A 21748-nucleotide genomic window follows, 5' to 3' on the forward strand; every position below is an offset into this window, starting at 1 on the left:
CCATGCCATCCGACCGGCCGGTGCCGGAACCCGTCGACGGCCCGGGAAGCGTCCGGACGGACCTGCTGAGGTTCCTGGAGCGGCAGACGGGGAGGGCCTGGGCGACCGATGCGGACGTCTTCGGTTCCGGTGGGTTGTCCTCGCTCTTCGCCATGGAGCTGGTGGTGCATCTGGAGCGGACGTACGGTATCGCCATCCGCGGCTCCGACCTGCGGATGGAGAACTTCCGTACGGTGCTGCGGATGGCCGCTCTGGTCGAACGGCTCCGGCAGCCGGCCCCGGGCGGCTCCCATGCGTGAAGCGGTCGCCGCGGCGTCCTCGGGCCTCACCGAACTGGTCGGCGACCGGGCGTCCGCCTGGGACCGGGCGGGCCGGCTGCCCGAGGATGTGGTGCGGAAGCTCGGTGCGGCCGGGCAGTTGGCCACTCAGATCCCGGCGAGGTACGGCGGACCGGGGTGGACCAGCGCGGACAGCGGCGAGTTCACCGCCCGTGCCGGCAGCCTGTGCAGCTCGCTGCGGAGTGTCATGACCTCGCAGGGCATGGCCGCGTGGACCGTCGAGCGGCTCGGTGACCCGGCACAGGCGGCGGAACTGCTGCCGCGGCTGGCCTCGGGTGTCACGGCGGCCGTGGCCTTCAGTGAACCGCAGGCGGGCAGCGACCTGTCGGCCATCGCGACCACCGTCACCGTCGAGGGGGACACCCTGGTGCTCACCGGTCACAAGAAGTGGGTGACCGCCGCCGCCTACGCCGATCTCTTCCTGGTCGTCGCCCGGATGGGTGAGGAGGGTGCCGTGGTGGTGGTGGACCGGGCCGCCCCCGGCGTCCAGGTGCGACGGGTGGCCGATCCGCTGGGCTGCCGGGCGGCCGGGCACGCGGAAGTCCGGCTCGACGGGGTGCGGTTGCCGATCGGCAGCCTGCTGGGCGGCGGGCGGCAGCCGCTGTCCCTGCTCGTGACGACGGCCCTGGCCTACGGCCGGATCTCCGTCGCCTGGGGCTGTGTCGGGATCCTGCGGGCCTGCGTGGCGGCGGCCCGCGACCATGCGGCGTCCCGGCACCAGTTCGGCCGGCCGCTCGGGCAGCACCAGCTCGTCGCCCGGCATCTGGCCGACCTGTGGACCGCGGAGCAGGTCGCCACCCGGGCCTGCGAGCACGCCAGCCGCCGCTGGGACGAGAACGGGGCCGACCTGGCCACCGCCATCGTGCTGGCGAAGTACGTCAGTGCCCGGAACGCGGCCACGGGCGCGGCCGCCGCTGTCCAGGTGCTCGCGTCGGCCGGGGCGCAGGACGGGCACATCGTCGCGCGGGCGTACCGCGACGCCAAGCTCATGGAAATCATCGAGGGCAGCAACGAGGTGTGCCAGCTGATCCTGGCCGAGCACACGCTCGGCCGGAGGTGACCCCGCCCGTGGCCGTCGAAGAAGTCGTCGCAGGGAGCCGAACATGAGCGACACCGCCCCGGCGGTCCCGCCCGCGACCGTGAAGTGCCTGGTCTGGGATCTCGACAACACGCTCTGGCGCGGCACACTGCTGGAGGACGGGGACGTCGTCCTGTCCGATGCGATCCGCGAGGTGATCACCGGCCTGGACGCGCGGGGCATCCTCCAGTCGGTGTGCAGCCGCAACGACCACGACCACGCCTGGGCACGGCTGGAGGCACTCGGTGTCGCCGACTGCTTCGTCCTCCCGGAGATCGGCTGGGGGCGCAAGTCGGACGCCGTACGCCGGATCACCGAGCGGTTGGACTTCGCTCCCGGCACCGTCGCCTTCATCGACGACCAGCCGGCCGAACGGGCCGAGGTCGCCCACCATCTGCCGGAGGTGCGCTGCTACCCCGCGGAGGCCGCCGAGACGCTGCTCGGCCTGCCCGAGTTCAGCCCGAGGTCGGTGACCGTCGACTCGCGGCAGCGCCGGAGGATGTACCAGGCCGGCTTCCGGCGCACGGACGAGCGGGCGCGGTTCACCGGCTCGCACGAGGACTTCCTGCGCTCGCTGGACATGGTGATGAGCATCGGGCGGGCCACGGAGGACGAACTCGCGCGGGTCGAGGAACTGACCCTGCGCACCAGCCAGATGAACGCGACCGGGGTGCACTACCCGGACGAGGTGCTGCGCGCGCTCCTCGCCCACCCCGGCTACGAGATTCTGGTCACGACGCTCACCGACCGCTTCGGGCCGCACGGTGCCGTGGGTGTCGTGCTCCTCAGGAAGCACGCGGAGGCATGGCACCTGAGGCTGCTGGCCACCTCGTGCCGTGTGGTGGCGTTCGGCGCGGGGACGCTCATCCTGAACTGGCTGGTCGACCAGGCCGCCCGAGCCGGTGTCCACCTGCTGGCGGACTTCCGTGCCACCGACCGCAACCGGATGATGGAGATCGCCTACCGGTTCGCCGGCTTCGACGAGCAGCCCTGCGCGTGCCGGATTCCGGTCTCGGGGAGTTCCGGCGACGACGTCCAGCTGCTGCACCTCGTGGCCGATCGCCGGGACTCCCCCACGGTGGCCCGCCTGATCGCTCCGCATCTGACCGACCGGACCTCACCGGCCGGGGGCTCGGGCCTTCCGGAGTGAGCGCGGCGTCACCGGATCGGGCCGGTCGGACCGGCCCGATCCGGTGACGGTCACCGTCGGCGGACCAGGGTGATGCCGTCGGCCATCGGGAGCATGCAGAGGTCGACGCGCCGATCGTCCCGGATCCTGGCGTTGAGCTCACGGACACCGGCGGTGTCCGCGTCGTCGGCGAGGGGGTCGATGACCCGGCCCGCGAGGAGCGTGTTGTCCACCACCAGCAGTCCGCCCGGCCGCACGAGCCGCAACGCCAGCTCGTAGTAGCGCGGATAGTTCGCCTTGTCGGCATCGATGAAAATGAGTCCGAAGCTCTCGGAACGGCCGTCGGCGAGCATCTCCTCAAGAGTGTCGATCGCGGCACCGATGCGCACGTCGATCCGTTCCTCGACGCCGGCACGCCGCCAATGGCCGGCACCGATCTCGGGCCACCGCTCACTCATCTCGCAGGTGACCAACCGACCGTGCGGCGGAAGAGCGCGAGCCATCCACAAGGTGCTGTAGCCGGTGAACGTGCCGATCTCCAGCACGTCCGCGACACCCGCGGCCGCGATGAGGAACGCGAGGAGCTGCCCCTCCTCGGCCATGACGTGCATCGATTCCCCACCGGGCAACTCTGCGGTCACCCGGCGCAGATCGCGCAGGATCTCATCCTCCCTGAGAGAGGATTCCCTGACATATTCCAGAAGCTCCGGGCCGACCGAAACCTGATGCGCCACTGCCTACTCGGCGATCTTCGTGCTGTAGTGGAACCGGAACACGGGCACCGTCCGGCCCTCCACCAACGCCGTCTCGCTGGTGCGCACGAAGCGCTGATGCCGTCCGTAGAAGGCCACGATGAGCCGCGATGCGTCCGCGACGATCCCTTCCGGCAGCCGTTGCACACGCGGGAGTTCCGGTGGCCCGCCGCACAGCACCACCAACCGCCCTGCCCCCGTCGCATCCTCGCCGGCCATGCCCACCCCCACCTCTCGTCACCGCGACGGCCGACGGTCACACGCCGGACGCCGGGAGCGATACATTTCCTTTGTACTCAATTGGGCATGATCAGAAAGAGCTCCACCAGGCGTACGGGCAGGGCGCTCGTAGTACCTCGCGCGCGACGTGGGTCAGCGCACGCCCCTCACTCTGTTCGCCGCACAAGGTTGCTGGGTGGCCAGGATGACTACTCGCTCCGATTGCGTACCAGATCCTGGGTGAGGCGGTGCAGACGCAGTGCGGCGTCCGGGTCGAACGACGGCCCCTTCAGCGGCAGTCGACGAGTGACACGGTAGGCGGTGAAGCGTTCGGCCGGCGGTTCGTCCAGGAGGCGGGCCATGGGGGCGACGGCCTTCGCCACGGAGGTGGCGAGCAGGGCGAAGGACGCCTTGGTGAGGGTGCGCAGCGGTTGTGGAAGATGGTCGGGCATGCCGGTCGCCACGACCCCGGGGTTGTAGCCGATGTAGCGGATGGGGGTGCCGGCGTACACGGTGGCGTAGGCCGTACCGAGCAGGTCGTTGGCACGGAAGGACTGCAGGGTGGCCCTGGTGCCGCTGTAGTGGCGCGTCAGTTGCAGGTCGTCCCAGTGGATCCGGCCCAGGGGGACGCCGGGGGTGCCGACGTTCATGATGACCGGTCGTGGTGCGGACTCCAGCGCCGTGCGCAGGCCGTGGCCGAGGACGTACCGGCTCAGGTAGGCGAGGGCGAAGCTGTGCTCGAACCCTTCGCGGGTGACGGTGCGGGGGCCGGAGAGCCGGTACCGCTGGGCGCACAGGATCAGTGTGTCCACCGAGGTGCAGGCGCTCTCGACCGTGGCGACGAGTTCCTCGGCCGCCGCGACCGAGGTCAGGTCGGCCCGCAGGAATGTGACGCGGTCACCGGCCGGAAGGGCGGACGCCTCCGCCAGCAGGGCCTCGCCCTTCGCGGGTGTGCTGCCCACTGCGAGCACCCGCGCACCTTGGCGCAGGTAGTGCAGAGCGAGCCCTTTGCCGAGCCCGTCGGTTCCTCCAGTGATGACCACGGTCCGCATCCCCGACTCCCTTTCCCTCCGGGCCGCGTGACGGACACGCGGCCCGATCCCACGGAACCAATATACGGATATCCTCTATCCGCTTACGCGGGGACCGTACCACGAACCGGATATGCTGTATCCGTTTCAATGGAGCTACACCGACGGAAGGAGCCGTTCATGGGCAGGCAGCGGGAGGACGAGGAACCCGCCGTGGCGTCGGGACGCCCGTTGAGACGGGATGCCGAGCTCAACCGCCGGCGCATCCTCCGGGCCGGGCGCGAGGTCTTCGCGGCGCGCGGCCTTCAGGCCACGCTCAACGACGTCGCGCACCACGCCGGCCTCGGAGTCGGCACCGTCTACCGGAAGTTCCCCGACAAACAGGCGCTCGCGCAGGCCGTCTTCGGCGAGGAGCTCGACGAGATCGCGGCGATGGCGCAGGAGGCCCGGGCCGGGCGCGACGCCTTCGCCGCCCTGGCCGACTTCCTTGAGCGGGCCCTGGCACGGGCCGCGCACAACCGCGGGCTGCGCGAGCTGATGCGCCACGGCACCGTCGAAGGCGCCGGCCTGGCCCGAGCCCGGCGGGAGATCACCTCGCACTGCGAGCAGCTCGTGGCGCGGGCCCGCACCCAGGGCTCGCTGCGCGACGGAGTCACCGAGGCCGACCTCGCGCCGATCGCCGCGATGATCGACGCCGTCATGTCCCTGCCCGCCGAACACCCGTCCGAGGCGTGGCGACGTTATCTGGCGATCATTCTCGACGGACTTCGCACCCGTCCGCACCAGGCACCGCTGCCCGGTCCGGGTGATGCGCCCTGAGCCCTCGGGAGCCACCGCGGGCCGAGGTGGCGCAGGGGGAGCGCGCGGGTGGCGCGCCGTAGTTCGATCTTTCAGCACCTATGTCACGCCTGGTCAGATCGGCGGGCGCAATCTCACACTGTCTGTCGGCCCTCCCGGGCTGTCGTCGGCACAGTGCCGCCCCCGGGAGCGATGGCGCATGCGGTGGTCAACGTACCGGCATGAGCATATGGAAGGCCGAAATTTCCGGGTGGTAGCAGATATGAGTCATCAGAGTTGGCCGATTTTTGCCGTGTGCGCTCACGAAGGCGGGCAGGCGGAAGGGTTCCACGAACAATTCGCGGCTCCTCTGGGCGAGGTCGCCGATGTCGATTCCCTGATCCGTGTGGCCTATAAGTACTTCGCGGCGCTCGGTGCGCACGTTCCGGCATCGCCGTCCGCGCTCTGCGGCTGCGGTCAGGGGCGGGAAGCGATGTGCGCGGCATGTGGCGGCCGCTGGCTGTCCACCGCGTACAGGGCCGCGAAAATCCCCGAGAAGGCAAGTCGCGGCGCTTTCATGGACGGCCTGCTCAAGGACGAACACAAGGGTGCCACCGGGATCACCAAAGCGGCGGTTCTGGGAAGCGTCCTCAAGGTGGTGGGCGATGTGCTGCGGGAATGGCACCGAGGAAACCACTTCGAGAATCCGGGAGGTGGCGAAGAGCTTTCGCTGCTCGGCAGGAACCCGTTCCTGCGGCCCGCCCCGGAGCTGTGCGACGACCATGTCGGCGAATGCGCGATCCTGGTACTGACCAGCGGATTCCCGCTCGCCCACGCCCGGTCGGACCTTTGGGCGGCATCGAGGCTGGGCCTCGGCTGGGCATGCGACTACCAGGGCGGAGACCACTACGAGTACGCGGACTGGCTCAAGGTACAGCGGGCGACGACGCTGCCGGGCCGGGTGCGTGACGCGGAAGAAGTGGTGTGCCTCGGACTCAGTCAGGGGGTGGACTCCGGTGGGCGGGTGGACGCCCACTGGCTGTGCGACGCGGCTCTCCCCGCCGGGGTGGACCCGCTTCCGATCCTGCTGGGCTCCGAACTCGTCAACTTCGGGATCCTCGGCGATGTCGAGTCCGACTGCGACGAGTTCGCGCGCAGCGTGGTCGCCCGCCTCGGCGTGATGATCATCTGCAGTAGCGTCGACATGGTGGACGAGGCCATGTGCGGGGAGCGCAATCTCCTCGACACCCTCTGCGAGTCCGGTGCCCGGGGCGCGATCGAGTGGGCCGTGGAGCGCATCCGCGACGACTCGTGGTCCCGGTCCGAGACGGATGCGTGGGCCCTGTGGAGCCACTACGTCTGGCTGGGACAGCGGCACCGGTTCGTGTTCCGGGGGCTGCCGGAGCGGACACAGGCCGAACTGGCGACGAGTTGGCGGGACTCCGACAGCCTGTCCGCGCTGCTGCGGACGCAGCGCGCGTATCTCTCCACCGTCGTGCCCGACCCCGAGTTGCTGGTGGCCTGCGACTGCTGCGACTACGTCGCCATGGCCCGCGAGATGACGGCATGGCTGAAGGCGGCGAACGGCTCGGTCGATGTGCGGGACGAAGGACAGGTCGCGTTCGTCAAACTCGTCGACGCGTGTGGAGTCAACGAGTGCGACAACTGGCATCGCGGCATCCTCGATCTGTGCCCGTCGCTGCGGGCCAGGCACAGGGTTCTCCTGCGGTCCCTCGTCCGCGACATCCGGAAGTTCACGGCGGGGCTGGACCACTACGTGGCGTACCTGAAGGGCGCGGACTGCGGCTTCCTGCCCGTCCGGCCGCAACGGATCGCGGACGAAGCGTCGGCGGACCTGTGCGCGAAGTACCACGGGCACCTCATGCGCGCCGCGCGGAGCGATCAGGTGGAGTTGGCCGGAGTTCGCTGACCGCGGGGATACCGGAGTGCGGGTTTCCCGGCGGCCTCTCCTCGATCGGGCCCGCTCGCGAGATCGGCGCCGATCGGCGGGCCACTCCGGGCGGGAGGCCCGACCCGCCCCCGGTCCCCCGGATCCAGCCGCTCCGCCGCGCCCCGGAGCGGGAGCCCCTTTCGCTCCCGCTCCGGGCGGCGCTCAGCCCACACGCGCGAGGCACGGCGCGCGGTTCAGACGTGTTCCCGACCGGTACCTGGCGTCCGGTCCACCGCGGAGCCGCTGTGCGGGCGTGGGGTGTGCCCCCGTGCCAGCGCGGCCACGCACGACGCGCAGCACACGGTGGCGGCAAGTGATCTGCGCAGTCCGCGTATGAAGCCCACCCCGCCCTGCGGCCGCGTTCCCCGGTCACGCACGTGCCAGCCGTCCCATCGACAGCCGCACCGCGGCGTCCACGGCGCGCCGCGCGGCGGCGGGCACCTCGTCCGCGTCCAGCACACGCAACGCGGCCTCCGTCATGCCGCCCGGCGAGGCGACGGAGTCGATGACCGCGTCCACGGTCATCGCGTCCTGGGCCAGCAGCGCTCCGGTGCTGCGGACCGCGTGGGCGGCGAGGACCGCTGCCGTCCGCTCGTCGAGTCCCTGAGCCACGCCCGCCCCGGCGAGCGACCGCGCGAAGTGCGCGACCAGCGCCGGGCCCGCCCCGGACACCGCACTCACCGTCTCCAGCAGTTCCTCGGCGACGGTGAGCGTCTCTCCCAGCGGCGCGAACAGCTGCTCCACCGCACGCAGCCGGGACGCATCGGTACGGGGGCCGGCCGAGAACACGGTGGCTCCCGCGCGCACCCCCACCCCCACATTCGGCACGGCCCGCACCACCGGCACACCGGGCAGGGGTGCCGCGACGGCCTCCGTCCGCCATGACGCCACCAGTGACAGCAGCGTCTGTTCCGGGCCGAGCAGGCCGGACAGGGCGGCGAGGGCCTCGGGTGTCTGGTGCGGATGCACGGCGAGCACCACGATGTCGGCGCCCCGCACCGCGTCGGCGCTCCCGTCCACCGCGGTGATGCCGAACTCCCGGCTCAGCGCCAGGGCCCCGGCCCCGCTGCGGGACACCCCGCGCAGCAGGTGCGCGGGGTGTCCGGCGCCGACGAGGCCCTGCACCAGGGCGCGGGTGATGCGGCCGCAGCCGATGAACGCGAGCGTCGGGTGGGCCGCCCCGCTCATCGGGTCTCCTCGATCAGGGTGGCCACCGCGGAGACCCCACGTATCAGGCGCTCCTCGCTCTCCGCGCCGACCGCGATCCGTACGAACCGGTCGCACGAGGCGCCGTAGCCCGAGCCCGGTACCACTCCGACGCCATGCCGCACGAGCAACTCATGGGCGAAGTCGTCGGAGTTGAGCTTCGAGCCGCCGAGCGAGGCGAACAGGTAGAAGGTGGCGTCCCCTTCGAGGCAGTCGACACCCCGGTCGGCGAGAAGCCGCCCCATGCGGTTGCGGGTTTCCACCACCCTCCGGATCTGCGGCCTGGTGCGCTCCAGGACGGATTCGAAGTGCTCCGCGAGGTAGTAGCTCAGAATCGTCGGTGCGCACGTCACGAGGTGCTGCTGGATCTTGATGATCTGTGAGAGCAGGGACGCTCCCGCGACCAGATAGCCGATCCGCCAGCCCGAGATCCCGTAGTTCTTCGACATCGAGTTACACACGATGGTGTGCCGCTTGTCCGGGTCGTGCTCAAGGGCCGAGACGAAGCGCTCTCCGGCGGGCACGAACTCGTGGTAGGCCTCGTCGGCGATGAGGAACAGGCCGTGCTGGTCGGCCAGCCGGTGCAGGCCCCGCAGCTGATCGGCGCTCAGGCGGCGACCGGTGGGGTTGTGGGGATTGTTGACGATGATCGCCTTGGTGCGGGGCGTGATGCGGGCGCCGAACTCCTCCACGGACTCGTACCAGGGCGTCATCACCGGCACGGCACGGGCGAGGCGCACCTGGTCGGGATAGCTCACCCACAGCGGCTCCGGGATGATCACCTCGTCGCCCGGTTCGAGCAGTGCGGTGAGCGCCATGTAGATCGCCGCCTTGGACCCGGCGGTCACCAGGATCTCCTGGGCCGCGTCGACCGGCGCGGTGGAGATCTCCTGCTGGTAGGCGGCCAGCTTCTCGCGCAGCAGTGGCACGCCCCGGGAGTGGGAGTAGTGATGGATCTTCTGGGCGGGCAGCCCTTCGAACGACGGCAGGGGAATGTCGAAGAACGCCTCGCCCAGGGAGAGCGTGATGATGTCCCGGCCGGCTTCCTGGAGTTCGTAGATCCGGTTGTTGAGCCGGATCGATGACGCCTCCGAGATCCCGTCGAGCAGGCTGGAGTGCCGCGGCGGCAGCAGTGGGGTCTCAGAGAACACGGACCTGCCCGCTTCCCCAGACGACGTTCTTGACACAGGTCAGCGACTCCAGGCCCATCGGACCGCGGGCGTGCAGCTTCTGCGTGGAGACGCCGATCTCGACGCCGTAGCCGAACTCACCGCCGTCGGAGTAGCGCGTGGAGGTGTTCACGAAGACGCTGCCGGAGTCGATCGCGCGGGCGAAGCGCCGTGCCACCGCGATGTCCTGCGCCACGATGCCCTCGGCGTTGCGCGTTCCGTAGCGGTTGATGTGGGCCAGGGCGTCGTCGAGGCTGTCGACGACCTTCACCGCGAGCACCAGGTCCAGGTACTCAGTCTCCCAGTCGGCCTCCCGCGCCTCCACGGCAGCGGGCCACGCCTTGCGGGTGCGGTCGTCGCCGCGGATCTCGACGCCCAGGTCCCGCAGCGCGTCGAGGGTCTTGGGCAGCCAGTCCGCCGCCAGGTCGGCGTGGACGAGGAGTGTCTCCACGGCGTTGCACACGCTGGGGCGGGACGTCTTGCCGTTGACCACGATGTCCGTCGCCATGGCCCGGTCCGCTGTCGCGTCCACGTACACATGACAGTTGCCGTCGCCGTCGATGACGGTCGGTACCGTCGCGTTGTCCTGCACCGTCTTGATCAGGCCGGGACCGCCGCGGGGCACCAGCAGATCGAGGTACTCGTCGGCGCGCAGCAGCTCCAGGGCCGCCTCGCGCGATGTGTCGCGGACGAGCTGCACCGCGTCGTCGGGCACGTCCTCCTGCCGCCGCAGGACCTCCGTGAGGACATCGGCGATGGCGGCGTTGGTGTGCTGTGCGATCGACGAGCCGCGCAGGACCGCCGCGTTGCCCGTCTTCAGGCACAGGGCCGCGACGTCGGCCGTGACGTTGGGCCGCGCCTCGTAGATCACGGCGACAACGCCGAGGGGCTCGCGGACCTGCTCGATCTGCAGGCCGTTGGGCCGGGTCCAGCCCTGAACCACGGCGCCGACGGGGTCGGGCAGGTCGACGATCGTACGGATCGCCTTCGTCATGCCGGCAATGCGCTTGTCGGTGAGGGTCAGCCGGTCGATCAGGGTCGCCGAGGTGCCGGCCTCGCGGGCGGCGGCGACGTCGAGCTGATTGGCCTCCTGCAGCCGGGCCGCGGCCGTGTCGATGGCTTCGGCCATCTCCATGAGCACCCGGTCCTTGACCTCGGTCGTCAGTTCCTTCACGACCAGCGACGCCTCGTAGGCACGGCGGCAGATCTCATTGACAGGTACGGACATCTCAGGCCTCCAGAAAACGGATGTAGTCGACGTGATGGATGACGGTTGTCCCAGTGGGGTGGCGCATGCCCGTGATCGTGTCGCAGGCCGTACTGGCGCGGCCTCGGGCGATGACGCCCTGGCCGGGCACGAGCACATCGACCACGGAGTCCGCGGTGAAGGTGCCCTCGACCGTGATGCTGTGACCGAGCGTCAGCGGCCGCCCGTCGCGCACGGCGGCGACCGCCTCGGGGTGGCAGACGACCCGGCCGGCGGGTGGCGCGCCCAGGGCCCGCCACAGTCGGCCGAGGTCAAGCTCCTTGTCGGGCGTGCGCGGGTGGACGAGTGTGCCGACGGGCTTCCCGACCACCGCGCGCACCACGACGTCGGGGCTGTCGGCTCCCGCGATGACGGTGGGGACACCGGCCATGGAGGCGATCCACGCCGCGCACAGCTTCGCGGGCATTCCGCCGGTACCGAGTCCTTGCGCGGCCAGACCGGCGAGGCGCTCCACCTCCGGGGTCATGGCGAGCACTTCGGGGATGAGCCGGGCGTCGGCGTCGCGCCGCGGATCGCTCTCGAACAGTCCCGGCACATCCGTCAGCAGGACCAGTCTCGCCGCGCCGAGCGCCGCGGCGAGCAGCGCCGCGAGCACATCGTTGTTGCGGACCATGACGGCGTCGTTCTCGTTCACCACCGGTACGAGCCCGCTCGCCAGGCTCTCCTCGACCACGGTGCGGGCGCTGTCGCGGTGCTCGGGGTGCGTGAGGTCGGGCGGCGTCAGGAGGATCTGTGCCGCGAGGAGTCCACGGTGGGCCAGGGCCTGGCGGCATGCGTCGAACAGCACTCCCTGTCCGACAGCGGCGGCGAGCTGGCGGCTGTGGGCCGGCTGTCCTCCGACAGGCGTGAGCAGCAGCGCGTCACCCGCGGCGATAGCCCCGGACGCGATGAGTACCGGCTGCACGCCGTCGGCGCGCAGCTGCACCACCGCGTCCGCGAGCGCGTCCAGTTTGGCCGGGTCGGGGCGTCCCTCCGACATGAGGGAGGACGTACCGATCTTGATGACGACGCGTCCTGCAGCGGCGCCGAGCGACATGCTTGACCTGCTTCCGGTAGGGGACATGTGCGCGCACGGGGATGAGCCGGGTGAAGGGGTCAGGAGGAGGGAGCGGTGTCGCCCGGTCCGTCGTCGGCGGAGGTGAAGCGCGCCATCTCCTGCGCCGTCATGCCCAGCACCTCCGCCGTGATCACCTCCTCGACCTTCTGCGCGAGCAGGGAGACGGTCGGGTTCTCGAAGAGGGCGCGGACGGGCAGCGTGACCGCGAAGGCCTCGCGCACGCGGGACACCACCTGGGTGGCGAGGAGCGAATGCCCGCCCAGGTCGAAGAAGTTGTCGTGCGGGCCGACCGGCCCGACTGCGAGGACCTGTGTCCAGATGCCCGCGATGATCTCCTCCTGCGCCGAGCCGAGCGCCTCGGCCACGGCTCCCCCGCCCAGGACCGCGTCGGGCTCGGGCAGGGCCCGCCGGTCCACCTTGCCGTTCGGATTCAGGGGGAGTTCGGGCAGGGGAACGTACGACACCGGGATCATGTAGTCCGGCAGCAGTGTCCGCAGGAAGTCCTTGAGCGCTTTGGCGGCCGGGGCCGTACCGCCCGCCACCGGCACGATGTACGCGGTGAGCTGGAGTCCGCCGCCCGGCCCCGGGTGGACGAGCACGGCCGCGTTCTGTACCTGTGGGTGCGTACTGATGACCACCTCCACCTCGGCCGGCTCGATGCGGAACCCGCGGATCTTCACCTGGTCGTCGGTGCGGCCCGCGAACTCGAGCCGGCCGTCCGTCGTCCAGCGCGCCACATCACCGGTCCGGTACATCCGGCTGCCCGGTTCGCCGCTGAACGGGTCGGCGACGTAGCGCGCCGCGGTCATGGAGGGGCGTCCGATGTAGCCGCGGGCCAGCGCGGAGCTGCGCAGATACACCTCGCCGCGGACTCCGACGGGCACGGGACGAAGCCGCTCGTCCAGGACGTAGACCGCCACATTGGGCAGCGGCGTGCCGATCGGCGGGCGGGCCGGCCAACACGCCGGTTCGCCGCCCAGGGTGAGGCGCGTGACGGCGTGCGTCTCGGCCGGCCCGTACTGGTTCTCCAGGACCGCTCCGTCGAGTGCGGCCAGGAACTCGCGGATCTCGGTGGTCAGACGCAGCGCCTCACCACCGACGATCACCTCTGTCAGGGTCAGCGGCAGCGTATGCCGGTCCGCTCGCCGCGCCCAGGTCGCGGCGAGCTGCTGGAGCATGGACGGGGAGGAGTACATGCGCTGGACGCGCTTCTCGGCGAGCACGTCGAGCAGGCGGTCCAGGTCCTCCCTCGTGCGGTCGTCGATCACGGTGAGCGTGCCACCCGCCGCGAGCGTCACATAGAACTCCTGCAGGGCGACGTCGAAGCCGATGGACGACAACTGGGCCACACGACGGTGTCCGTGACCGTCCGCCAGCTTCCAGCCCACCAGGTTCTCCAGCGTGCTGTCGCACAGACCGATGCCCTTGGGGCGGCCGGTCGAGCCGGAGGTGAACAGCACGTGCGAAAGATGGCCGGGCAGCGCCTTCCGCTCGGGCCGGGTCGTCGGCGCCGCGCCGGCCCGCGCCAGGAACTCCCCGGCCCCGACCAGCGCCGCGGTACCGCCGGCGACGCACTGCTCGAATCCCGCCCCGTACACGACCAGGCCCGCGCCCGCGCTCTCCAGCATGTAGCCGAGACGGTCGGCGGGGTGGATCGGATCGAGCGGAAGATACACGCCGCCCGCCTTCATGATGCCGAGCATGAGCACGAACACGTCCACGCCGCGGTTCATGCAGACGCCGATCACCTGCTCGGGGCCGCACCCCCGGGCGCGGAGTGCGTTCGCCACCTGGTTGGCCCGGGCTTCCAACTCTGCGTAGGTCAAGGACTCCTGGCCGTCCGCGAGTGCGGTGCGGTCAGGGCTGCGCGCCAGCTGCTCGGTGAACGTGTCGACGATGCTGCCGCCGGTGTGCACGTCGACCGGGTCCCGGTTCCATTCCACCAGGAGCGTCTCACGCTCCCGGTCCTCCAGGGCGGACAGTTGCGACAGCGGGCGGTCGGCCCGCTCGGCGATGCCGGCGAGCAGTCGCAGGAACTGCCGGACGAGCCCCGCGGCCGTCTCCCCGGTGAACAGGTCCGTGCTGTGCACGAGCCGCCCCGAGAGAAGGCCGTCCCGGTCCTCCAGATACATTTCGAGGTCGAAGCGGGCCACGTGGGCGGGCATCGGCACCGGCGCGCACTCCAGGTCGCCGGGCAGCGTCGGCTCGGCGACGCTGTCGACGTCGAACCACACCTGGAACACCGGATTGCGGCCGAGGTCACGCTCGCCGGTCAGCTCCGCCACGACATGCTCGAAGGGGTACGCCTCGTGTGCGTAGGCGTCCAGGGTGACCTCGCGTGCCTGCCGCAGCAGCTCCGTGAAGTGCGGATCGCCGGACCAGCGCAGACGCAGCGGGATCGTGTTCACGAAGAAGCCGATGAGCTTGTCGAGTTCAGGACGTACGCGTCCCGAGACGGGGGAACCGGTCACGATGTCGCTGCTCGCGCTGTGCTTGGCGAGCAGCACGTCGAACCCGGCGAGCAGCACCATGAACAGGCTCGCGCCGTGGGCGCGCCCCAGCGCACGCAACTCGTCGGCCACGGCGACCGGGACGGTGAAGTCCACCTGCGCTCCGCGCCCGGAGGGCGTCCTGGGACGAGGACGGTCCGTCGGCAGGTCGAGGGAGTCCGGTGCCCCGGCCAGCTGCTCACGCCAGAAGGCGAGGTGACGCGCGTTCTCGGAGTCGTCCAGCATCGTGCGCTGCCACGCCGCGTAGTCGGTGTACTGAACCGGCAGCTCGGGCAGCGGCACGGAACGTCCCCGGGCCAGACCGTCGTAGAGGGCGGACACCTCCGCCCAGAACACGTTCATGGACCAGCCGTCCACGACGATGTGCTGGAACGTCACCGCCAGATAGTGCGTCGCGTCGTCCGTGCGCATCAGCCGCGTGCGCATCAAGGGGCCGCGGGCCAGGTCGAACGGCTCGTCCGCGCACCGCCGTGCCACCGCACGCGCTTCGGTCCCGGCCCGCTCGGGGTCCAGGCCCGACAGATCCGTCCAGATCAGCGGGAGGTCACCGGGCGCACCGATGACGACGCGCGGCAGGCCGGCCACGCTCACGAAGGTGCTGCGCAGCACGTCGTGACGGCGCCGGACCTCGTTGATGGCCCGCTCCAGGGCACCGACGTCCAGGCGTCCCACGATGCGCCACAGCCCCTGCACGTTGTAGAGCGCGGAGTCGGTGCCGACCTGGTCCAGGAACCACAGCCTCTGCTGTGCGAAGGAGAGTGGGGGATCGCCGGCGGCGGGGGCGATGGCCGGTACGGTGGCGCCGCCCGCGTGCGCCACCAGCTCCGTGAACGCGCGCACTGTCGGGTGGTCGAACAGGCCGCGTACCGGGACGTCCACGCCGTACGCCTCGCGGGTACGGGAGACGATCTGCGCGGCCTGCAACGAGTGGCCGCCCCGTTCGAGGAAGTCGTCGTCGATGCCGAGTTCGGCGCCGCCGAGGATCTCCGTCCACAGCGCGGCCATGCGCCGCTCCGCGTCGTTGCGGGGCGGCACCGGGGGCGCCGTCCGGGGTGCGGCGGGCACCGTCAGCGCGGAGCGGTCCACCTTCCCGTTGGCGGTCAGCGGCAGTTCGGACAGCTCCACGAAGATGCCCGGCACCATGTAGTCGGGCAGGCGTCCGCGCACGAACTCCCGCAGCTCGGCGGCGCGCGGTGAAACCGCCCCGGCCGGCACGGTGCAGGCGACCAACTGCTGCCCCAGAGCTGTCGGGCGTGCCACGACACAGACCTGGCGCACCTCCGGGTGCGTGGCGAGGGCCGCCTCCACCTCGGCGGGCTCGATGCGGTGGCCGCGGACCTTGACCTGGTCGTCGGCCCGGCCCATGAACCGGAGCGTCCCGTCGGGCAGCGTCCGCACGAGGTCGCCCGAGCGGTACATGCGGGTGCCGGGCGGGCCGAAGCGGTCCGCGACGAACCGTTCGGCGGTCAGCGCGGTGGACCCGAGATACCCGCGGGCCAGGCAGGGCCCTGCGATGTACAGCTCCCCGGTCTCCCCGTCCGCCACCCGGCGCAGCGCCCCGTCGAGCACGTGGATGCGCACCCCCTCGCCGGGGCGGCCCAGCGAGGGGATGCGTGCGTCGTCCGCGTGGCTCAGCGTGACCTGGACCGTCGCCTCCGAGGGCCCGTACGCCAGGAGAACCTGATGGTGCGCCGACCAGAGGGCGAGCATCTCGGCGGAGAGCGCCTCCCCGCCGACGGTCAGGGTGAGGGGCGTCGGTACCTGGGTGGGCACGAGCGTCCCGAGCACGCCCGGCGTGGTGGCCAGGTGGGTGACGGCGTGATCCCGGAGCAGGGCGAGGAGTTCGTTCCCGACGGGCTGTCCGCCCGACGCCGGAAGGACGAGGGTCGCGCCGCTGAGCAGGCCCGTCACGAGGTCGCCGAGGCTGACGTCGAAGTTCGGCGAGACGCCCTGCAGCACCCGGCTGCCCGGACCGATGCCCTGGCGGTCCATCGCGGTCGTCAGGAGATCGGTGAGCCCGGTGTGCGTGACCTGCACTCCCTTGGGCGTCCCCGTCGAACCCGAGGTGTGGATGACGTACGCGGGGTGCTCGGGGAGCAGCCGGGCGCGCCGCTGGGTGTCGGTCGGCGCCGTTTCCGGGTAGCCCATGGCGACATCCGGCTCTTCGCCGAGTACGAGCACGTCGGTGGCCGTACCGTCCGTGGCCGTAGCGTCCGGCGCCGTACCGTCCGCGCCGGCCCGGATGGTCAAGGTGGGGCGGGCACTCGAATGGAGTGCCGCGATCCGCTCCGGGTGGTGTGTGGGGTCCACCGGCAGATAGCACGCGCCGGACTTGAGGACCGCGAGCAGAGCCACCACCCACCGCGGGGAGCGGGGAAGCTCGACCGCGATCACCTTCTCGGGTCCCGCGCCGCGCTCGATCAGCTGGTGGGCCAGGCGGCTCGACGCGCGGTCGAGTTCCGCGTAGCTGAGGGTGGTGCCGGCGGCCCGCACCGCCGTGGCCCCCGGTCGGGCGGCCACCGCGGCGGCGAACAGTGCGGGAAAGGTCTGCGTGGTCATGACTGCGACGCCTCAGGTGCGCTCTCGGGGCCGGCGGATACGGGGTCGGGGCGCCTCGCACGCCGAAGGGCCGGCCGTGCCGGCCTGGCCCGTCCGAGCCGCCCGGCCAGCTCGGCAACGGTGGGTGCTTCGAACACGTCGGGGATGCGCAGATCGAGGCCGAGGCGGGCGCGCACCCGGCTCACGAGACGTGTGGCGAGCAGTGAATGGCCGCCGAGCGTGAAGAAGTCGTCGTCCACCGACACGCTCGGCTGCCCGAGGATCTCGGCGAACATCTCGCACAGTGCCGTCTCCTGCGATGTGCGGGGAGCGCGTCCGGCGCCGGACGCCGGGGCAGCGGGGTCGGGCAGCGCGTCGAGATCGAGCTTGCCGTTCGGGGTGAGCGGCAGCTCATCGAGCACCTCGATGCCCGACGGGACCATGTAGGAGGGCAGGCGCTCGGCGAGGCTCGCCCGCACGGATGCGGCGAGCTCCGTCGCGCGCTGTCGCCGCCCGGGGTCGTTGGTCAGCTCGTCGACGCGTTGGGGAGGGGGCGCCAGGGACCGGTAGGTGCCGGCCGCCCGCGCCGTACCGCGTTCCATGAGGACCGCGTCGAAGAGGTGCTCGCCCCCCGGCCCCGACCAGGTGACGGCGGCATGGAGGCCGAGGCTGTCGGCGAGGGCGTACACGTCCTCCGGGTCGACGGCCGTCCCGCCGGGACGGGGTGCGTCCGTGTCCGTGTGCACTGCGTGCAGTGCGGCGGCCTCGGCCTCCAGACGGGCGTTGGGGATGCCGGTCACCCGCAGCTCGCGAGGACGTCGTCCGACGAGCCGTTCCTCCAGGGCCGTGAGTGAGCCCAGCGAGTCCCAGTCCGTGCTGTCGGCCTCGGTCAGGTCTCTGACCTCCGCGCCCGTGCTGTACAGAACAGCGTCGTAGCGGTGGCGGGTCAGTTCGTTGTGCGTCCGGCCGCGGCGCAGCTGGATGTCCACGCCTTCGACCGCGGGCAGCGTACGGGCCAGGTACATGAAGCAGTCGGGATCGACCAGGAGTTCGCGCTCCTGGACGAGGTCCTGTGCCACCTGGGCCGCGATCTCCCGGGGGTCGCCGCCGTCGCGCGACCGGATGGCGGTGCGCAGCGTCCGCAGCAGTCGCACGTTGCGTACGTCGCCGACGAAGACGGCGCCGCCGGGCGCGAGATGCCGGACGAGGGCCTCCATGACGCCGGCGAGGTAGGAGGCACTGGGGAAGTACTGCACGACCGAGTTGAGGACGATGGTGTCGAAGTGGCCCTCGGGCAGACCGTCGAGCACGTGGGCGGCCTGCTTGCGCACCCGAACGCGGCCCGTGAGGTCCGCGCGGCCCGCGACGAGCTGCCGCAGCCGCTCCACCACGTCGTCCGATACGTCCGTGGCGCAGTACTCCTCGCAGTGCGGTGCGATCCGGGACAGCAGCAGGCCGTTGCCCGCACCGATCTCCAGGACCCTGCGAGGTGCGAGGCCGCGGATGCGGCGCACGGTGGATTCACGCCACTCGGCCATCTCCGCCTCAGGGATGGGGGCGCCGTCGTAGACACTGGTCCAGATCGCGAAGCTGTCCTCGACCGCCTTGCCGTCAGCCGGCAGAGCGTCCCGGTAGAGGGAGTCGTACACCGCCTGCCAGGCGTCGAGTTGGCGTTCCTCAAGGCCGGGCAGGCCGGCTGCGTCGGGGCGGGGGACGACATAGGCGGCGAGTGCCGGCTCGCCCGCCGGGGTCCGGCGCAGCCGCACGGCCGCGCGCTCCACGCCCGGGTGCGCCGCCGCCGCGGACTCGATCTCGCCCAGCTCGATCCGGTAGCCGCGCAGCTTCACCTGGTGGTCGGTGCGGCCCAGGCATTCGAGTTCGCCGTCGGCGGTCCAGCGGGCGAGGTCTCCGGTGCGGTACATCCGGCTCCCCGGCGCGCCGAACGGGTCGGCGACGAAGCACGTCGAGGTGAGACCGGGTCGTCCGAGATAGCCGCGGGCCAGCCCGAGACCCGCGATGTACAGCTCACCGGTGACTCCGGGCGGTACGGGCTGCAGATGCCGGTCGAGCACGTACGCGCGGTTGTTCCACAGCGGGACTCCCACGGTCGGGGCGCCCGGGGAACCGTCCAGGACCTTCGCCGTGGAGTAGATCGTGGTCTCGGTGGGGCCGTAGAAGTTGGTCGCGTCGGCGGCCAGCGCGTGCATGGTGGCGCCGAGTTCGGCCGGGAGGACCTCGCCGACCGTCAGCATGCGCAGCCCGCGCAGACTCTCCGGGTCCGCTTCGGCGAGGGCGTGCCAGAGCGAAGGGGTGGCCTGCATCAGCGTGGCGCCGCGCTCTCGGGCCGCAGCGGCGATCGCGCCTGCGTCCTTCAGCAACTCCGTTTCCGCCAAGAGGAGTTGGCCGCCCGTGGTGAGCGGCAGCAGAATCTCCACCGCCGCGATGTCGAACGCCGTCGTGGTGATCGCGAGGAACCGGTCCTGAGGGCCGGGCCGCAGTCGCTCGGCCACACACCCCAGCAGATTGGCCAGGGCGGCGCGGGGAATGACGACACCCTTGGGGCGGCCGGTCGAGCCGGAGGTGTAGATCACGTACGCCGGGTGCGCGGGCTCGACCGCGGGAGCCGGCAGCGGTCCGGACGCGGAACCGGGCAGCACCGCACCGCCGTGGATGTCAGGGCTGCCGGGGCTGTCGACGTCGTCGAGGCTGTCGAGGCTGTCGAGGCTGTCGAGCAGCAGCATCGGTGTGCCGGTCTCGGGCAGACCCGTCATCGCCTCGGCGGTCGTGAGGATCAGCGTCGCCCGGCAGTCCGTCAGGATGTGGGCCACGCGGCCCACCGGCTGGTCCAGATCCAGTGGTACGTATGCCGCCCCGGACTTGAGGACGGCGAGCATCCCGACCACTGTCGCCGCCGAGCGCGGCACGGCCAGCACCACGATGTCCTCGGGACCGATTCCCCTCGACCTCAGCGACCGCGCCCACCCGTCGGCCCGGTTGCGCAGTTGGCGGTATGTCAGGGTGTCCGAGCCGCAGCGGACGGCGACGGCCTCGGGGGTGCGGGCAGCCCAGGCGTCGAAGGCCGCGACCGGCTCGGCGTCGGCCGGCACCGGTGTGCTGGTGGCGTTCCAGCCCTCGATCAGCGTGGTCGCCTCGTCGTGACCGAGCGGCGACAGGCGCGACAGCGGCAGTTCGGGATGCGTGGCCACGGCGCGCAGCAACGTCTTCAGATGGCGCGCGAGCCGCTCCACGGTCGCCGGAAGGAACAGATCGGTGCTGTACAGGAAGTGGCCCGCCAGCTCCCCCTCGTCCACGGCGATGCGCAGCTCCAGGTCCATGCGCGCGCTGTGCCGGTCGCGGGGCAGGTCCGCCACATCGAGGCCATGGGGCTGTTCGAAGGTGTGGTCTCGCCCGCCGTCGAACCAGATCTGACACAGCGGGGTACGGCTGATGTCACGGGTGGGTGCCACCTCCTCCACGATGCGTTCGAAGGGCACGCCGTCATTGGCGTAGGCGTCGAGCGAGACGTCCCGGACCTTTTCGAGCAGTTCCAGGAAGGTCGGGTCGCCCGACCACGAGACGCGCAACGGGAGCAGATTGACGAAGAATCCGATGAGACCTTCGAGCTCGGGACGTGCGCGTCCCGAGGAGGGGGTGCCGGTGACGATGTCGGTGCTGCCGGTGTACCGGGACAGAAGCGCGTCGAAGGAGGCCAGCAGCACCATGAACAGGGACGCACCGTGATCACGCCCGAGTCTGCGCAGTCCCTCCGCGACGTCCGTGTCGACGGTGAACTCCACCTTCCCCGCGCGACCGCTGAGCGTGCGCGGACGTGGCAGATCGGTGCGCAGGTCGAGCGCGGAGGGGGCGGCGTCGAGCAGCTCCTTCCAGAAGCGCAGCCGGTCGGCCGCCTCCTCGCCGCGCATCCACTCCCGCTCCTGGGCGGCGAACTGGGTGTGCTGCAGGGGCAGCGGGGGCAGCGATGACGGGCCTGCGATGCGGAACGTCCCGTACAGGGTGCTGAGTTCACTCCACAGCACCCCCATCGACCAGCCGTCCACGACGATGTGATGGAAGTTGAGCATCAGGGCGTGCTGATCCGGCGCGAGTTTGAACAGGCGGGCGCGCATCAGGGGGCCGGCCGACAGGTCGAAGCCCTCGGCCGCGTCCGCGCCTGCGAGCCGGATCGCCTCGGCACGGGCCGGGGCGGGGCCCGGCGCGGAGAGGTCGACGAGGTCGAGGGGGAACCGCCCGGGCTCGGCGACGATCTGCCGGAGGGTTTCGTCCTCCTCCTCGAACCGCGCTCGCAGCGAGTCGTGCCGGTGCCATATGGCATCGAGGGAGGCCCGCAGGGCCGCCACGTCGAGCTCTCCGCCGATCGACCACAGTGTGTCGACGACATGCATAGGGGCTTTCGGCATCAATTGCTCAAGAAACCAAAGCTGCCGCTGTGCGAACGACGCAATGCCCTTGTCCTGTGCGCGAGGTATCCCGGCCGGCCGGGCCGCCCTCCCGGAAGTTCCCGTCGCAGTCCCCCGCAGGCGCTGCCTGATGAGGTCTTGCTGTTCAGGAGTGAGTTGGCTCATTTGTATTCCCCCCATCGCCCGACGCGCATCCGGCGTGCCCAGCGGCGTTGAGGAGCATATGCAGAAAGCGATTTTCAACAGATGGCCGGAGGTCGTCAGTTGGAGGCAGATCCGTATGGTAGGTGGCTGGTGGGACTGGTCGT

At 71.1% G+C, this 21748-nt stretch carries 14 protein-coding genes; 5 read left to right on the forward strand and 9 right to left on the reverse strand.

The annotated features are described in order from the left end of the window. Positions 1-2: 2 nt before the first annotated feature. The 3 genes from OG251_RS41205 to OG251_RS41215 are packed head-to-tail and all read left to right on the forward strand — an operon-like array spanning position 3 to position 2566. A complete protein-coding gene (locus OG251_RS41205) occupies positions 3-299 on the forward strand; it encodes an acyl carrier protein (protein WP_326682787.1) in 297 nt (98 codons plus the stop codon). After that, on the forward strand, positions 292-1398 hold the full coding sequence (locus OG251_RS41210; protein ID WP_326682387.1) for an acyl-CoA dehydrogenase family protein: 1107 nt from the start codon (positions 292-294) through the stop codon (positions 1396-1398). Before OG251_RS41205 ends, OG251_RS41210 begins: the two co-directional genes overlap by 8 nt. Before the next feature lie 43 nt (positions 1399-1441). Then, a complete protein-coding gene (locus tag OG251_RS41215) occupies positions 1442-2566 on the forward strand; it encodes an HAD-IIIC family phosphatase (protein WP_326682388.1) in 1125 nt (374 codons plus the stop codon). A gap of 50 nt (positions 2567-2616) precedes the next feature. On the opposite strand, the gene OG251_RS41220 is transcribed toward OG251_RS41215, so the two are convergent. The 3 genes from OG251_RS41220 to OG251_RS41230 form a co-directional block, all read right to left on the reverse strand. Then, positions 2617-3279 (reverse strand): O-methyltransferase, encoded by a 663-nt coding sequence (locus tag OG251_RS41220; protein ID WP_326682389.1) that lies wholly within the window; start codon positions 3277-3279, stop codon positions 2617-2619. A gap of 3 nt (positions 3280-3282) precedes the next feature. Continuing rightward, a complete protein-coding gene (locus OG251_RS41225; protein ID WP_326682390.1) occupies positions 3283-3516 on the reverse strand; it encodes a DUF5988 family protein in 234 nt (77 codons plus the stop codon). Between the two features lie 209 nt (positions 3517-3725). Next, positions 3726-4568, reverse strand: coding sequence for an SDR family NAD(P)-dependent oxidoreductase (locus OG251_RS41230; RefSeq protein WP_326682391.1), 843 nt, complete (start codon positions 4566-4568; stop codon positions 3726-3728). Between the two features lie 159 nt (positions 4569-4727). Here OG251_RS41230 and OG251_RS41235 point away from each other — a divergent pair, with 159 nt between their 5' ends. Both OG251_RS41235 and OG251_RS41240 read left to right on the forward strand, forming a co-directional pair. After that, positions 4728-5366: a TetR/AcrR family transcriptional regulator gene (locus tag OG251_RS41235; RefSeq protein ID WP_326682392.1), complete on the forward strand. Its 639-nt coding sequence runs from the start codon at positions 4728-4730 to the stop codon at positions 5364-5366. A 271-nt stretch (positions 5367-5637) separates the two neighbouring features. Continuing rightward, positions 5638-7254 (forward strand): hypothetical protein, encoded by a 1617-nt coding sequence (locus OG251_RS41240; protein ID WP_326682393.1) that lies wholly within the window; start codon positions 5638-5640, stop codon positions 7252-7254. A 390-nt stretch (positions 7255-7644) separates the two neighbouring features. On the opposite strand, the gene OG251_RS41245 is transcribed toward OG251_RS41240, so the two are convergent. From OG251_RS41245 to OG251_RS41270, 6 genes are read right to left on the reverse strand one after another with little or no spacing between them, the layout of a single operon-like run. Next, positions 7645-8463 carry a pyrroline-5-carboxylate reductase family protein gene (locus tag OG251_RS41245; RefSeq protein WP_326682394.1) on the reverse strand — a complete coding sequence of 273 codons (819 nt, stop codon included), beginning with the start codon at positions 8461-8463 and terminating at the stop codon, positions 7645-7647. After that, complete coding sequence (locus OG251_RS41250) at positions 8460-9632, reverse strand: pyridoxal phosphate-dependent aminotransferase (protein ID WP_326682395.1); 1173 nt, start codon at positions 9630-9632, stop codon at positions 8460-8462. Before OG251_RS41250 ends, OG251_RS41245 begins: the two co-directional genes overlap by 4 nt. Then, positions 9622-10878, reverse strand: coding sequence for a glutamate-5-semialdehyde dehydrogenase (locus OG251_RS41255; protein WP_326682397.1), 1257 nt, complete (start codon positions 10876-10878; stop codon positions 9622-9624). Before OG251_RS41255 ends, OG251_RS41250 begins: the two co-directional genes overlap by 11 nt. 1 nt (position 10879) lies before the next feature. Beyond that, positions 10880-11953, reverse strand: a complete 1074-nt coding sequence (gene proB / locus OG251_RS41260; protein ID WP_326682398.1) for a glutamate 5-kinase — start codon at positions 11951-11953, stop codon at positions 10880-10882. Positions 11954-12012: 59 nt separating this feature from the next. Further along, positions 12013-17043, reverse strand: a complete 5031-nt coding sequence (locus tag OG251_RS41265) for a non-ribosomal peptide synthetase (protein WP_326682399.1) — start codon at positions 17041-17043, stop codon at positions 12013-12015. Then, on the reverse strand, positions 17040-21620 hold the full coding sequence (locus OG251_RS41270; protein ID WP_326682400.1) for a non-ribosomal peptide synthetase: 4581 nt from the start codon (positions 21618-21620) through the stop codon (positions 17040-17042). The genes OG251_RS41265 and OG251_RS41270 overlap by 4 nt, the downstream gene beginning before the upstream one ends. Between the last annotated feature and the right edge of the window lie 128 nt (positions 21621-21748).

Source organism: Streptomyces sp. NBC_01237 (assembly GCF_035917275.1).
GTDB lineage: Bacteria > Actinomycetota > Actinomycetes > Streptomycetales > Streptomycetaceae > Streptomyces.